Below are 14,552 nucleotides of genomic sequence, written 5' to 3' on the forward strand. Positions count from 1 at the left end.
AATCATGTCTGCAAGGCCTTTGATGGTGAAGCCCCTAATGCCGCATCCAGCGCTGCCGGATGCCGATTGGGCTGACTGCTACGAACTGAGTATCCCGAACTCGGATCTGACGGCCATCGCCGCCGCCCGATCGATGCTGAGCCGCTTTCCGATTTGGGCGCGGCTGCTGATACGAGTGCGCGATGCGATAACCAGTTTGTTCGGCTTAAAATCCAGCAGCGACCTTCGGGCACAGGAGCTGGAAAAGATCGGCTTCTTTCCCGTCGTCAGCAAGTCCGACAATCAGGTCGTGCTCGGCTTCGATGATCGGCATCTCGATTTTCGGGTCGTTATCGACGTGCGTGATGACGATCAGGGGCGCCGGCTGGTCGATGCCACGACGCTCGTCCGGCGGAACATATTGCTGGGTCGGATCTATCTCGCCATCATCACGCCATTCCACCGCCTGATCGTCGCGACGATGCTTGCCGATCTCGGCAAGCGGTTGCGAGCGGTCAGTTTACCGCCGTGACAGTAAAGCCCTGCTTGCGTAGCAGCGCCACGAGGCCCTGATCGCCGACGAGGTGAAGCGCGCCAACGGCGATGAAGGCATTGCCCTTGTCGAGAACCGGCGCGGCGCGCTCGGCCATGACCTTGTTGCGGTCGAGGATGATGCGCTGCTCGAAGGCGGCGGTATCGGCATCGGTGATCTTCTGGTCCGGTTCGATCACCTTCAGCATCGGGATCATCGCGCCGATATTGCCGGCGAGATAGAGGCCTGTCATCGTTTCGTTGACGTCGTTGATCTTGTCGCCCAGTTCGAGCGTCTGCATCAGCGATTTCAGATGAAGCGCGATCGGCAGATCGCTCATGGCCTTGGCCTGCTCTGCCAGCGTTTCGAGGCCAACGACCTTCTTGCCCTCGGCCGCGGCATCGCCCGCCAGCTTCTGGTCGAGGAATTTCGCACCGGCCGTCTTGCGGCGAACCTCGCAGCCCGTCATCTCGAAGGAGCTCGAGATCAGCCAGGGCTGCATGCGGGAAACCGCAGCGAGCGCAATGCCGCGCGCTTTCAGGCCCGCTTCCAGCCGGGCATTGTCTTCGGGCGACAGATGCTGGCTGATGGTCGAGCCGTCGGTGAGCATGGTGAGCGAAGGATTGGCGAAAAGGGCAGCGGCGGCTTTCTTGTCGTCAAGGATCTCATCCGATTCGACAACGATCGTATCGGCTGATGCAACGGCGTCTGCAGCGCCCCTCGGCATGGTGAGCACGCGCGAATCCGAAACATGCATGGAGCCCAGCAGCCAGGACGGCTTCAAGCCGGGCTTCTCGATCTTCCAGAAGATGCCCTTGCCATTCTCCACCTTGTCGCCGGCGGCGATGATGGAGGCGTATTTCGCCGGATCGTTCTTTTGAAGTTCGGCCATCAGATCCTTGCCGCCGCAGCTGTCGGACACTGCACCTTCTGCATGAGCCGGCTGCAGCGTCAGCATAGTCGCGACCAACAGCACTGCGAGCATCAGCGGAAGGGCGGTTACAAGCCAGAGCAGCATATCGCCAAGCGTCGGCTTCATCGACCGCATCGTCTTGGATCCGAGGGCAGAAATCATCAGAATCTTCCATTCGCAGAGAGCATGACCGCTAATGCCGGAAAGCGGCTTTCGGAGGGCATGCCGGGACATGGTTCTGCTTTACGCGAGGGAGGCGGAAATTCCCTTAACGCGAGAGGTTAATCTTTTCTTATGCGCGCGAACGGCCTTACGCGCGGGGATGGGCGCGGTCGTAGACTTCGAGCAGGCGCGAGGAGTCGACACCGGTATAGACCTGCGTCGTCGAGAGGCTGGCGTGGCCGAGCAGTTCCTGGATGGTTCTGAGATCGCCGCCGCCAGCCAGGAGGTGAGTGGCAAAGGAATGACGGAGCGCGTGCGGTGTTGCTGTATCCGGCAGCCCGAAGGCGCCGCGCAGTTTCTGCATGCCGTGCTGGATGATGCCCGGCTGCAGCTTGCCGCCACGCGCGCCACGAAAGAGGGCGCCATCAGTTTCGAGATGATAAGGGCAGAGCTTGCGATATTGATCGATCGCTTCGATAACGATCGGAAGCAACGGCACCAGTCGCGTCTTGTTGCCCTTGCCGGTGATGCGCAGCGATGTCGCTCCTGATGGAAAGTCCTGCGGTTTCAGATCCAGCGCTTCGGAAATGCGCAGACCGCAGCCATAGAGCAGGGTCAGCACGGCGGCATCGCGCGCAGCGATCCATGGTTCTTCGTGCAGCTGCGCCTCGTCACTGACGACGGTGATCGCCTGCTTGTCGGAAAGGGGCTTCGGCAGCGATTTCGGCTGTTTCGGCGAGCGGACCGCAGCGGCACCCGCGGCATTCACAAGGCCCTTCTTCTCAAGATAGCGCAACAGCGAGCGAAGCCCGGCAAGATTGCGGCCGAGCGAACGTGCGCCCGCGCCGTCCTTGCGGCGGGCGGCAAGGAATGCACGAAAGTCGGCGGGACGGAGCGCATGAATATCCTCGATCGTTGCCGGACCGCCGAGATGGCCGGTGAGGAAGGTCAAGAATTGCCGCGTATCTCGTTCATAGGCATTCAGCGTGTGGGCGGCGAGCCGCCGCTCCTGACCAAGCGCATCTAGCCAGCGGTTGCGTTCTGCCATCAACCTGGAGTCGGCGATGATCAATAATTCGTTCAGTGGAAAACCCCTTGAAATTCGGATTCCTTCTGCCACTTTGAAGGAAGGAAGGTTATGGAATCGCTAATTTTCCCGCTGCTTCCGGCGCGTTTTCCCTTCGTGCTGCGGGGAGTAGCTGGACTTCAATGAAACTGCATATGGGTCGATTCCGGATCTCGGATGGTTCGCCTTCCATATGCGAGGCGCTTGTCATGCTTCGATCATATTCGATTGCGATAGAATATCTCCCAACCATTCAGGACACTTCATGGCGCGCCGCGGCTCGATAACTGCACTGGGACAACTTGCAGAAGCGATCGCTTTGGTGTCTCAGGGCCAGCCCGGACATATTGTCGATACTCTCATCGCCGAGCGCGGGCAAAAGATCGTGCGTAATCCGCTCTGGCCGCTCATGCGCCCATTTCTCTACACGCTGCTGCGCTACAACAAGGCGATCGAATTCGCCGACGATGTCGCCAAGCTCTCCGGCTTTCAGTGCTTCGAATATATGAGCGATCTGCTGCGGCTCGACATCGGCGTCACCCATGCCGATCGTATCCCGGCTAAGGGCGGCTTCATTCTCGTCAGCAATCATCCCACAGGCATCGCCGATGGCGTTGCGGTCTTCGATCTTCTGAAGTCGCGCCGGCCCGACATGATGATCTTTGCCAATCGCGATGCGGTACGCGTCAACCCGCGCTTTGCCGAGATGATCATCCCTGTGGAGTGGCGCGAGGAATATAAGAGCAAGCCGAAGACGCGCGAGACGCTTCAGTTGACCAACCGCGCCGTGGCGGAGGGCAAGGTGACTGTGCTCTTCCCGTCCGGCCGCATCGCCTACTGGGCGAACGGCAGGCTGAACGAACGCCCGTGGAAGACCTCGGCCGTGGGCTTGGCACGTAAATACAATCTGCCGATCCTGCCCGTGCATCTGACGGCACGCAATTCCGGCCTGTTCTACTGGTTCGCCAAATGGTCGACCGAGCTGCGCGACATGACGGTCTTTCACGAGTTGCTCAACAAGCGCGGCGACCGGTTCGATTTCCTTGTCGGCAATCTCATCCCGGTTGAGCATCTGGACGGCGATGTCAACGAAGTGACGAAGGTGCTGGAGAGGCACACCGTCTTCGATCTTGCGGCGGATGGAAACGCAACCTTCTCGCCGCTCGTCCCTCCGAACCAGGACGAGCCTCTGGTTTCGCATTCTCTTTAATATCGGAATCGGCTAAACCCTCCGCATGCAGCTTCGCTCCATGTTTGCCCGCAATTATCGCTCCTTGCGCTCGATCCGCATGGATCTTTCGGATGTCAATCTGTTCATCGGCGAGAACGGTGTCGGCAAGTCCAATCTCTATCGCTCCCTGCAGCTGGTGCAGGCTGCTGTTCGTGGGCGGCTGGCGCACGAGATATCGAGCGAAGGCGGGATGTTCTCTGCCATGTGGTCGGGCAAGCGGCGTTCGCATGAGTCCCCCCGCATCCGCTTCGATGTCGAGCTGCTCGACATGGAGCGGGCGGCGACCTTTCGCTACTGGATCGAAGCGGGCATGCGGCCGCCTTGTGCCTCCGCCGGATTTCCATTGGAGCCGCAGGTCAAGGCCGAGGAACTTTCCGTCGAGACCGGGCGGCGGCCGGTGACGATGATGAAGCGCGAGGGGCCAGGCATTTCCGTGCGCGGCGAGAGCGGCCGCATGCAGGCGCATCCCGAGAACGCCCTGACCTCCGAAACCGCGGTCGCATTACTCGGTGATGCCGGTCATTTTCCGGAGGTTGGCACGTTCCGGCGCGCCGTCGACGCCTGGCGATTCTACCATGGCTTCCGCACAGATCGCGGCTCGCCGCTGCGTGCGCCTTGTCTTGCTGTGACCTCTCCCATGCTGGATGAGGATGGCGCCAATATCGCCGCCGTTTTCGCAACCCTCGTCCATACGCGCGAAGACACCGTGGAGCTGGACCGGGTTCTTGCCGCAGCGCTTGGCGGCGCCAGGCTCGTCGTGCCGGAGCCACAGGAAACGGCGGATTTCGGCCTGATGCTGCCCGAGTTTCCGAACCGCGTCTTCCAGCCGCGTGAGCTTTCCGATGGCCAGATCCGTTTTCTCGGCCTTGCCGCCGCCTTGATGTCCTACCGCCTACCGCCGCTGATCGCGCTCAACGAGCCGGAGGCGAGCCTGCATCCAGATATGTTGGTGCCGCTTGCCGACATGATCGCTGAGGCTGCAAAGACGAGCCAGATCTGGATCGTTACCCATTCAGAACGTCTGGCCGAAGCCGTGCGCGAGCGCTGCGGCGCGAAGCCGCGCCGGGTGATCCGTGAGGACGGCTCCACCTGGATCGACGGCATGCGGCTGACTGGTGAGATTGATGAGGGCGATGAGTAGCGGCAATCCGGCAATCCGGGTTTTCTTTTGCGTCCGTCCGGGGCATGGTCTGGCGTAATGAGCAAAGATTCTTCCGATCTGTTCGGTGCGCTTTTCGAGGCGGCGCCTGCAAAGCCTGTGATGAGCCGTACCGTGCCCGTTCTCGTGCCGATGCCGGCGCCGCGGGCCTATTCCTATGCGGTGCCCGAGGGCATGGCGGTCGAGCCTGGTTCTGTCGTGCAGGTGCCTCTCGGGCCGCGGCAGGTGATCGGCGTGGTCTGGGATGGCGAGGATGATGGTGGTGTCGATCCGAAAAAGCTTCGGCCGATCAGCCATGTGTTCGATTGCCCGCCGCTCGGCAAGCATATGCGCGATTTCATCGATTGGGTTGCCGCTTATACGCTGTCGCCGCCGGGGTTGGTGGCGCGCATGGCGCTGAGAGCGCCGGCCGCCTTCGATCCCGAACCGATGGTCGAGGGACTGCGATTCATCGGCAGGCAGCCGGAACGGATGACGCCGGCGCGCGCCAAGGTAATGGAGATTGCCGCCGACGGGCTTTCGTGGACGCGGCTCGGCTTGGCGCATGCGGCCGGTGTCTCCACCAGCGTCGTCGACGGGCTAATTGCGCAGGGCATTTTCGAGACGATCTTTCTGCCGCCGCCACCCGTCGTCGCCAAGCCCGATCCGGAATTCACCGCGTCACGGTTGCAAGGGCCGCAGAAGGATGCTGCCGATGAGATCCTGGCCGATGTGCGCAAGGGCGAGTTCGCGGTTTCCCTGATCGACGGCGTCACCGGTTCCGGCAAGACGGAGGTCTATTTCGAGGCCATCGCCGAAACGCTGAGACGTGGCAAGCAGGTGCTGATCCTGCTGCCGGAAATCGCGTTGACGGCAAGTTTTCTGGAGCGCTTTCAGGATCGCTTCGGCGCCAAGCCGGCTGAATGGCATTCCGATCTTGCGCCGAAGATGCGAGAAAAGGTCTGGCGCCAGGCCGTTACCGGCGAAGTCAGGGTCGTGGCCGGGGCGCGTTCAGCGCTGTTCCTGCCTTTCGAGGATCTAGGGCTCATCATCGTCGATGAAGAACATGACCCGGCCTACAAGCAGGAGGATCGCGTCTATTATAATGCACGGGATATGGCTGTGGTGCGCGGCCGCATCGGCGATTTCCCGGTCGTGCTGGTGTCGGCGACGCCTTCGGTCGAGAGCCAGGTCAATGGCCAGAGCGGGCGCTACACGACAATCCACTTGCCGACGCGCTATGGCGATGCGGCCCTTCCAGATCTGCATCTGATCGACATGCGCCGGCATGCGCCGGAGCGCGGCGGTTTTCTTTCGCCCGTGATGATCCGCGCGATCGGCAAGACGGTTGCCAAGGGCGAGCAGGCGCTGCTGTTCCTCAACAGGCGCGGCTATGCGCCGTTGACGCTCTGCCGCGTCTGCGGCCATCGCTTCCAGTGCCCGCAATGTTCGAGCTGGCTGGTGGAGCACCGCTTCCGCAATCAGATCCAGTGCCATCAATGCGGCTATGCCGAGCGCACGCCGGAGGCCTGTCCCGAATGCGGCACGCTCGACCATCTCGTTGCTTGCGGGCCGGGCGTCGAGCGCATTGCCGAAGAGGTGGAGCGGCATTTCCCCGAGGCGCGGACGATCGTGCTCTCTTCCGACATCATGGGCGGCGTCAAGCGGCTGCGGCTGGAGCTCGACGCCATCGCCAAGGGCGAGGCCGATATCGTCATCGGCACGCAGCTCGTCGCCAAGGGGCACAATTTTCCGCTGATGACGCTGGTCGGCATCGTCGATGCCGATCTCGGCCTGGCGAATGGCGATCCGCGCGCCGCTGAGCGGACGTTCCAGCTCCTGTCGCAGGTGACGGGACGCGCCGGGCGAACCGGCCTCAAGAGCCATGGCTTGCTGCAGACCTACCAGCCGCAGCATCCCGTCATGCAGGCGATCGTATCCGGCGATGCCACCGCCTTTTACGAGCGCGAGATTTCGGAGCGGGAGAGGGCCATCTTGCCACCCTTCGGCCGGCTTGCCTCGATCATCGTTTCGGCCGACAGTAGGCAGGATGCCGAGACCCATGCGCGCGGCATGCGCAATGCGGCGCCGCAGGTTTCGGGTATTTCGGTGCTCGGTCCTGCCGAAGCGCCGATCGCGCTGGTACGCGGCCGCCATCGCTTCCGACTGCTGGTGCATGGCAGGCGCAATTCCGACATGCAGGGCTTTCTGCGCGCGATGCTGGCGCAATCACCGAAAGAGCGCGGCTCCGTGCAAGTGCAGCTCGATATCGATCCGCAAAGCTTCTTATGAAGTTACCAATTCGGTTCGATTTTATCGTCTGGCGACTTCGACGCTGTGTGTTCCAACTCATGGGACAGCTTTCGCAGGCCCTTCGGGATAGCGCCGAGTACGGGGTCGTCAAATCGAAGGTGCGGCAGATAACGGCCTATCATGTTTGCGACCGCATGAGCCTGCGCTTCATCGCGGAGTTTCTTCAAGGGGTCGCGATCTTCCCGGCGTGAAAGCCAAAGCTTGTGCAAGGCAAAACTTCTAGGATCGGGGCAGGTATATTGTACGGGGTAGCCGCGTTCATCAAGGACAATAGCTGCCACCTTAGGGCTATTAACCAGCCATTGCAGGCCCTCTATCTCGACGGCGGCCAGATCATCCTCATTCTGACCAATACTGGCGGGCCTTGAATTGCTGATGGGATGCGATGGCATGGGGCCGATCAAGTCGACAAGATATCCATCCTTATTTGCGGCGCGGAAACTCCGCTTACCAAGTGAATGAAACGATTTGTCGGCAGTGCGTAGGATACCCATCAACCCTTCCGCGCCGATATTCCTTCGCAAAAGATTGAGGTTTGTTCGCGCGTCGAAAAGCAGATCGATGTCGCCGGTTGCGAGAAGGCCACTGTCGATCCTGATGCCGCCAAGTCTCTCATAGAGAAAAAGCGCATTCGTGCCGACAATATCCAGAGCGCTACCGATAAGATCGGCCCTATTGAGCGCCCGCAGAATGCGCGAGGTTGTTAATGGCATTCTGCCAAGTCGCATAGCCCGATTGATGGCCGCCATTTCGTCGAGCTTGGTTGATAATGCGGCCAGGCGCTGTCGACGTTCGTTTCTGCCCTCATGAAATTGGTGGTAAGTTTGCTCAGTGTCGAAAGAGCGCGGGCCAAGTGATTTCCATGCAGTCTTTGCCTTGCGATAAAGGTAGTCGCGTCCGGAAACCGTTTTCCATGCCATGGCGCCTGCAAATCGATGAGACAGCTCGGCATTTACGGCGAGCCAGGTTTCGAATACCTGCTCCGTATCGATGGTCTGTCTTATTTGATCGCTCTTTAATTCACTGAAATGAAACAATTTATCCCTTTCAAAAAATTTTTCTCTTGAAAAGGGATAAGCTCATTTCCAGCAAAGAAATTGGCAACGATGCCGGATTATCCCTTTTCAGCCAAAAATAATATAAAATAGGGATAATGTAAATATTTTCATATAATTGCGATATTTATACATGTTCATCCCGCGCATTTCGTACCGTATTCCCTCTCGCCGCGCTTCATGTCATATGTCGATTTCTCCTTGTGATTGATTTGATTTGACTGACTTGAGGAAAACCGATGGAGCTTTATTTTCCGACAGAATTCGGCGAGCGGCTTGCCTATTGTTCGGCTGCCGTTACTGCACTGATCGGCCTTTTCCTCATGTTCGCACCAGGCTACACCTACCGCTTCCTCAAGCTGCAGGTGAAGGAGGGCCGGTCGGAGGCCCATGCGGAAGCGCGCTCGGCCGGTGGCTTCATGGTCGGTTTCGGGCTGGTGGCGATCCTCCTAGCGCAGCCGATGATCTATCTCGCGCTCGGCGCCTCCTTCAGTGTCGCGGCGTTCGGTCGCATCCTGTCGCTCATGTCCGATCGGGGCAGTGTATTTTTGAGCCTTCTCCTTCTGGTTGTGCAGGCGATTCTTGCGGCGCTACCTTTTCTCTATGGTCTTGGCTATATTTGAGCCGAAAACGGCTCCGGCGCGGCCATTTTTGCCTGTGCTATCCCCATGCTTTTTAAATTTTGCCATCATAAATTCGCCCGAATGGCGTATTCGTCGAATACGCGTGTTGCGAGTCTCAATATCCTATGTTAGACGAACCCCGAATTTCGGATGAGGCAGGAGCGCGCTCCTGCTGATTTCTGGGGGAAATCAAAACGAATTCAAGGGCATATCGCTTCCGTCACCCGGAAGTTTGGTTCTTGGGTTGAAATCAGGGAATTTTGTGCCCGTGGCAGACACATCCCAGCATGTTTCTGGCGTTGCAGAACGATATGCCTCGTCGCTGTTCGAATTGGCTCTTGAAGAGGGTGCCGTGCCGGCAGTGGCAGCCGATCTCGATCGGTTCCAAGCCATGCTCGACGAAAGCGACGATCTGAAGCGCTTCGTCCTCAGCCCGGTTTTTTCGGCTGAAGAGCAGGTCGGCGCGATCGAAGTGCTGGCGAAGAAGGCCGGCTTCGGCGCCTATGTCACCAATTTTCTGAAGCTTGTGGCCAGCAACCGGCGCCTGTTTGCGCTGCCGGGCATGATCAAGGCTTTCCGCATCATCGCCGCCCAGCATCGCGGCGAGATTTCCGCCGAGGTCACCTCGGCCCATGCGCTCACTCCTGCGCAGGAAGATGAATTGAAGGCGGCGCTGAAGGGCGTCACCGGCAAGGACGTGACGATTGCCGTCACCGTCGATCCGTCGATCCTTGGTGGCCTGATCGTCAAGGTCGGTTCGCGTCAGATCGATACGTCCCTTCGCACCAAACTCTCCACCCTTAAGCTTGCATTGAAAGAGGTCGGCTGATGGATATCCGCGCCGCGGAAATTTCCGCAATTCTGAAAGATCAGATCAAAAACTTTGGCAAGGAAGCTGAAGTCTCCGAAGTCGGCCAGGTTCTCTCCGTCGGTGACGGTATCGCCCGCGTCTACGGTCTGGACAATGTTCAGGCCGGCGAAATGGTCGAATTCCCCGGCGGCATCCGCGGCATGGCGCTGAACCTCGAAGCCGATAATGTCGGTGTCGTTATCTTCGGCTCCGACCGTGACATCAAGGAAGGCGACACCGTCAAGCGCACCGGCGCGATCGTTGACGTTCCGGTCGGTCCGGAACTTCTCGGCCGCGTTGTCGACGCGCTCGGCAACCCGATCGACGGCAAGGGCCCGATCAATGCGACCCGCCGTTCGCGCGTCGACGTCAAGGCTCCGGGCATCATTCCGCGCAAGTCGGTTCATGAGCCGATGTCGACCGGCCTCAAGGCCATCGACGCTCTGATCCCGGTTGGCCGCGGCCAGCGCGAGCTTGTCATCGGCGACCGCCAGACCGGCAAGACTGCGATCATCCTCGACACGATCCTGAACCAGAAGTCCATTCAGGATAACGGTCCGGATAGCGAAAAGCTCTTCTGCGTCTACGTCGCTGTCGGCCAGAAGCGCTCCACCGTTGCCCAGTTCGTCAAGGTGCTCGAAGAGCGCGGCGCCCTGAAGTACTCGATCATCGTTGCGGCGACCGCTTCCGATCCGGCTCCGATGCAGTTCCTGGCTCCGTTTGCCGGCTGCGCCATGGGTGAATACTTCCGTGACAATGCTCAGCATGCCCTGATCGGCTATGACGACCTCTCCAAGCAGGCCGTTGCTTACCGTCAGATGTCGCTGCTGCTGCGCCGCCCGCCGGGCCGCGAAGCTTATCCGGGCGACGTTTTCTATCTGCACTCGCGCCTCCTCGAGCGCGCTGCAAAGATGAACGACGAGAAGGGCGCTGGTTCGCTCACCGCTCTCCCGGTCATCGAAACGCAGGGTAACGACGTTTCGGCCTTCATTCCGACCAACGTGATCTCGATCACCGACGGCCAGATCTTCCTCGAAACCGACCTGTTCTATCAGGGTATCCGTCCTGCCGTTAACGTCGGTCTTTCGGTTTCGCGCGTCGGCTCGTCGGCTCAGATCAAGGCGATGAAGCAGGTTGCAGGCTCGATCAAGGGTGAACTCGCCCAGTATCGCGAAATGGCCGCCTTCGCCCAGTTCGGTTCCGACCTCGATGCCGCAACGCAGCGCCTGCTGAACCGTGGCGCTCGCCTGACCGAACTCCTGAAGCAGCCGCAGTTCTCGCCGCTGAAGACGGAAGAGCAGGTTGCGGTGATCTTCGCTGGCGTCAACGGCTATCTCGATAAGCTGCCTGTTGCTCAGGTCGGCAAGTTCGAACAGGGCCTGCTGTCGTACCTCCGCTCGGAAGGCAAGGACATCCTCGATACCATCCGTACCGAAAAGGCCATCAGCGACGCGACGAAGGGTAAGCTCACTGCTGCTCTCGACAGCTTCGCCAAGTCTTTCGCGTAATCGGGCCCAAGCTCTAGGACGGACCAAGGATGCCTTCACTCAAGGATCTGAAAAACCGGATCGCCTCCGTCAAGGCGACGCAGAAGATCACCAAGGCGATGAAAATGGTCGCCGCGGCGAAGCTTCGGCGTGCGCAGGAGGCGGCCGAGGCCGCCCGGCCTTATTCGCAGCGCATGGCCGCTGTTCTGGCCAACATCTCGGCTGCCGTCAGCGATGCTGACGGCGCGCCGCTGCTGATGACCGGAACCGGCAAGAGCGATGTGCATCTGCTCGTCGTCTGCACGGCCGAGCGTGGTCTGTGCGGCGGTTTCAATTCGCAGATTTCGCGTTTTGCCCGTGACCATGCCCGCAAGCTTCTGGCGGAAGGCAAGACGGTAAAGATCTTCACCGTCGGCAAGAAGGGTTATGACGTCCTTCGCCGCGAATACGCATCGCTGATCGTCGAGCGCAAGGAATTGCGTGACGTCAAGCGCATCGGTTTCGACAATGCCGACGCCATCGGCAAGCGCATCATCGAGATGTTCGAAGCCGGCGAATTCGATGTCTGCACGCTGTTCTATTCCGAATTCAAGTCGGTGATCAGCCAGATCCCGACGGCACAGCAGCTCATTCCGGCTTCGGCTCCCGCCGTCGTCGAAGAAGATGCAGCCCACAAGGGCGCCGTCTACGAATACGAGCCGGATGCGGCTTCGATCCTCGCGGACCTGATCCCGCGCAACATCTCCGTCCAGATCTTCCGCGCGTTGCTCGAAAACGTCGCCGGCGAGATGGGCGCCAAGATGAGCGCGATGGACAATGCGACGCGCAACGCTGGTGAGATGATCAACAAGCTGACGCTGAACTACAACCGTCAGCGCCAGGCACAGATCACCAAGGAATTGATTGAAATCATTTCGGGCGCGGAAGCGCTCTGAGGTTAGGGAAAAGAGGGTAAGAATATGGCTGACGCAGCTACCCCCGCAGGTTCTGTCGGTAAGGTTACTCAGGTTATCGGCGCCGTTGTGGACGTTGCTTTCGACGGCGAGCTCCCGGCGATCCTGAACGCGCTTGAAACCGACAATAACGGCAATCGTCTGGTTCTCGAAGTCGCACAGCACCTCGGCGAAAATTCCGTCCGCACCATTGCCATGGACTCGACCGAAGGTCTGGTTCGCGGTCAGCCGGTCAAGGACACGGGCGCACCGATTTCGGTTCCGGTCGGACACGAGACGCTCGGCCGCATCATGAACGTCATCGGCGAGCCGGTCGACGAAGCAGGTCCGCTGAACACCTCCAAGAAGCGCGCCATCCACCAGGAAGCTCCGTCCTACGTCGAGCAGTCCACGGAAGCGCAGATCCTAGTCACCGGCATCAAGGTCGTCGACCTGCTCGCCCCTTATGCAAAGGGCGGCAAGATCGGCCTGTTCGGCGGCGCCGGCGTCGGCAAGACCGTTCTCATCATGGAACTGATCAACAACGTCGCCAAGGCGCACGGTGGTTACTCGGTGTTCGCAGGCGTGGGTGAGCGTACCCGCGAAGGCAACGACCTTTACCACGAAATGATCGAATCGGGCGTCAACAAGCACGGCGGTGGCGAAGGTTCCAAGGCTGCGCTCGTTTACGGCCAGATGAACGAACCGCCGGGCGCCCGCGCTCGCGTCGCTCTGACCGGTCTGACCGTTGCTGAAAACTTCCGCGATGAAGGTCAGGACGTTCTGTTCTTCGTCGACAACATCTTCCGCTTCACGCAGGCTGGTTCGGAAGTGTCGGCTCTGCTCGGCCGTATTCCTTCGGCCGTGGGCTATCAGCCGACGCTCGCAACCGACATGGGCCAGATGCAGGAACGCATTACCACGACGACGACGGGCTCGATCACCTCGGTTCAGGCCATTTACGTTCCGGCCGACGACTTGACCGACCCGGCACCGGCAACCTCGTTCGCCCACCTGGACGCAACGACCGTTCTGTCGCGCTCGATCGCTGAAAAGGGCATCTACCCGGCCGTCGACCCGCTCGACTCCACCTCGCGCATGCTCGACCCGATGGTCGTCGGCGAAGAGCACTACGAAGTTGCCCGTAAGGTTCAGTCGACGCTGCAGCGCTACAAGGCCCTGCAGGACATCATCGCCATCCTGGGCATGGACGAGCTGTCCGAAGACGACAAGCTGGCTGTTGCCCGCGCCCGCAAGATCGAGCGCTTCCTGTCGCAGCCGTTCTTCGTCGCCGAAGTCTTCACCGGTTCGCCGGGCAAGCTCGTCGCTCTCGAAGACACGATCAAAGGCTTCAAGGGCCTGGTCAATGGCGAATACGACCACCTGCCGGAAGCTGCTTTCTACATGGTCGGCTCGATCGACGAAGCGATCGAAAAGGCCAAGAAGCTGGCCGCCTAATCAGGCCAATCCATCGGCGCGCGGCATTGTCCGCGCGCCCTTGCCTTGCGAATAAGACAATCGAGAAGTGACGGGCCATGGCTGACAATTTCAATTTCGAACTGGTTTCTCCGGAGCGTCTGCTGCTGTCGGAACAGGTCATCGATGTCGTCATCCCCGCCAGCGAAGGCGAGATGACCGTCATGGCGAACCATGCGCCGACCATGACCACGATCAAGCCTGGTGTCGTCAAGGTGCATTCGGCTTCGGGCAAGAAGCAGGACTACGTGGTTTTCGGCGGCTTCGCTGACATTCTGCCGACCGGCTGCACGCTGCTCGCCGAATCCGCCGTTCCGGTCGAAGACATGAGTCGCGACGAGCTGGACCGCCGCATCAATGCCGCCAAGGCCGAGCTTGAAGATGCCGAGCATCATGAGCACAAGTCGCGCCTGGAGCACTTCATCATGGAACTCTCGCATCTGCGCGGCTCGATCCCGCAGGATTGATGAGATCCGAATAGTGATGATTGAGATGAAAGCGGTCCTATGGGCCGCTTTTTTGTTGGAGGGCAGGGCCACCTCGTGTTCGAGGCATCACCGTTTTCGCTCCGCTTAACGGCGCTGCACCTCACCATGAGGTGGAGCAAGCACGCAGCGAGCCACGCCAGAGCCCCGTGGAGAGCCACGCAAGATCAGTCCTCATGGTGAGTGAGGTGCGAAAGCCCCCATGAGCTTGTCGAATGAGCTGCAGCCTCGAACCAAGAGGACGGATGGTGTGCGACCACATCTGTCATTTCTCGACGCGAAGGCATTGAGGCGATTCCCCCGAAGCCGC

At 60.0% G+C, this 14,552-nt stretch carries 13 protein-coding genes; 10 read left to right on the forward strand and 3 right to left on the reverse strand.

What is annotated here, in order from left to right:
- The first annotated feature begins 4 nt into the window (after positions 1 to 4).
- Positions 5 to 511: a DUF2867 domain-containing protein gene (locus tag FBZ97_RS22590; RefSeq protein ID WP_186449532.1), complete on the forward strand. Its 507-nt coding sequence runs from the start codon at positions 5 to 7 to the stop codon at positions 509 to 511.
- Here FBZ97_RS22590 and FBZ97_RS22595 read toward each other — a convergent pair.
- Both FBZ97_RS22595 and FBZ97_RS22600 read right to left on the reverse strand, forming a co-directional pair.
- Positions 495 to 1,586 (reverse strand): TraB/GumN family protein, encoded by a 1,092-nt coding sequence (locus tag FBZ97_RS22595; protein WP_113354441.1) that lies wholly within the window; start codon positions 1,584 to 1,586, stop codon positions 495 to 497. The genes FBZ97_RS22590 and FBZ97_RS22595 overlap by 17 nt on opposite strands.
- Positions 1,587 to 1,734: 148 nt before the next feature.
- Positions 1,735 to 2,670, reverse strand: coding sequence for a tyrosine recombinase XerC (locus FBZ97_RS22600; protein ID WP_113354440.1), 936 nt, complete (start codon positions 2,668 to 2,670; stop codon positions 1,735 to 1,737).
- Between the two features lie 247 nt (positions 2,671 to 2,917).
- Here FBZ97_RS22600 and FBZ97_RS22605 point away from each other — a divergent pair, with 247 nt between their 5' ends.
- From FBZ97_RS22605 to FBZ97_RS22615, 3 genes are read left to right on the forward strand one after another with little or no spacing between them, the layout of a single operon-like run.
- Positions 2,918 to 3,862, forward strand: a complete 945-nt coding sequence (locus tag FBZ97_RS22605; protein ID WP_113354311.1) for a 1-acyl-sn-glycerol-3-phosphate acyltransferase — start codon at positions 2,918 to 2,920, stop codon at positions 3,860 to 3,862.
- A gap of 25 nt (positions 3,863 to 3,887) precedes the next feature.
- Entirely contained in the window at positions 3,888 to 5,024 is a 1,137-nt protein-coding gene (locus FBZ97_RS22610; protein ID WP_113354310.1) for an AAA family ATPase, read from the forward strand.
- A 57-nt stretch (positions 5,025 to 5,081) separates the two neighbouring features.
- Positions 5,082 to 7,313: a primosomal protein N' gene (locus FBZ97_RS22615; protein WP_113354309.1), complete on the forward strand. Its 2,232-nt coding sequence runs from the start codon at positions 5,082 to 5,084 to the stop codon at positions 7,311 to 7,313.
- 2 nt (positions 7,314 to 7,315) lie between these two features.
- Here FBZ97_RS22615 and FBZ97_RS22620 read toward each other — a convergent pair whose 3' ends face one another.
- The gene (locus tag FBZ97_RS22620) at positions 7,316 to 8,371 is read right to left on the reverse strand and encodes a nucleotidyltransferase domain-containing protein (protein ID WP_113390815.1); all 1,056 of its coding nucleotides are present in this window, start codon (positions 8,369 to 8,371) and stop codon (positions 7,316 to 7,318) included.
- Between the two features lie 257 nt (positions 8,372 to 8,628).
- Here FBZ97_RS22620 and FBZ97_RS22625 point away from each other — a divergent pair, with 257 nt between their 5' ends.
- The 6 genes from FBZ97_RS22625 (at position 8,629) to FBZ97_RS22650 (ending at position 14,224) form a co-directional block, all read left to right on the forward strand.
- Positions 8,629 to 9,012: a DUF4345 domain-containing protein gene (locus FBZ97_RS22625; protein ID WP_145322038.1), complete on the forward strand. Its 384-nt coding sequence runs from the start codon at positions 8,629 to 8,631 to the stop codon at positions 9,010 to 9,012.
- A 262-nt stretch (positions 9,013 to 9,274) separates the two neighbouring features.
- The gene (locus FBZ97_RS22630) at positions 9,275 to 9,841 is read left to right on the forward strand and encodes a F0F1 ATP synthase subunit delta (RefSeq protein WP_113354306.1); all 567 of its coding nucleotides are present in this window, start codon (positions 9,275 to 9,277) and stop codon (positions 9,839 to 9,841) included.
- The gene (gene atpA, locus FBZ97_RS22635) at positions 9,841 to 11,370 is read left to right on the forward strand and encodes a F0F1 ATP synthase subunit alpha (RefSeq protein WP_069613405.1); all 1,530 of its coding nucleotides are present in this window, start codon (positions 9,841 to 9,843) and stop codon (positions 11,368 to 11,370) included. The genes FBZ97_RS22630 and atpA overlap by 1 nt, the downstream gene beginning before the upstream one ends.
- A gap of 29 nt (positions 11,371 to 11,399) precedes the next feature.
- On the forward strand, positions 11,400 to 12,284 hold the full coding sequence (locus tag FBZ97_RS22640; protein WP_015341388.1) for a F0F1 ATP synthase subunit gamma: 885 nt from the start codon (positions 11,400 to 11,402) through the stop codon (positions 12,282 to 12,284).
- A 24-nt stretch (positions 12,285 to 12,308) separates the two neighbouring features.
- Positions 12,309 to 13,739, forward strand: a complete 1,431-nt coding sequence (atpD, locus tag FBZ97_RS22645; RefSeq protein WP_069613407.1) for a F0F1 ATP synthase subunit beta — start codon at positions 12,309 to 12,311, stop codon at positions 13,737 to 13,739.
- A gap of 77 nt (positions 13,740 to 13,816) precedes the next feature.
- Positions 13,817 to 14,224, forward strand: coding sequence for a F0F1 ATP synthase subunit epsilon (locus FBZ97_RS22650; RefSeq protein ID WP_095436050.1), 408 nt, complete (start codon positions 13,817 to 13,819; stop codon positions 14,222 to 14,224).
- The last annotated feature ends 328 nt before the right edge of the window (positions 14,225 to 14,552 follow it).

The sequence above is a fragment of the Rhizobium sp. ERR 942 genome (genome assembly GCF_007828395.1).
GTDB lineage: Bacteria > Pseudomonadota > Alphaproteobacteria > Rhizobiales > Rhizobiaceae > Rhizobium > Rhizobium dioscoreae.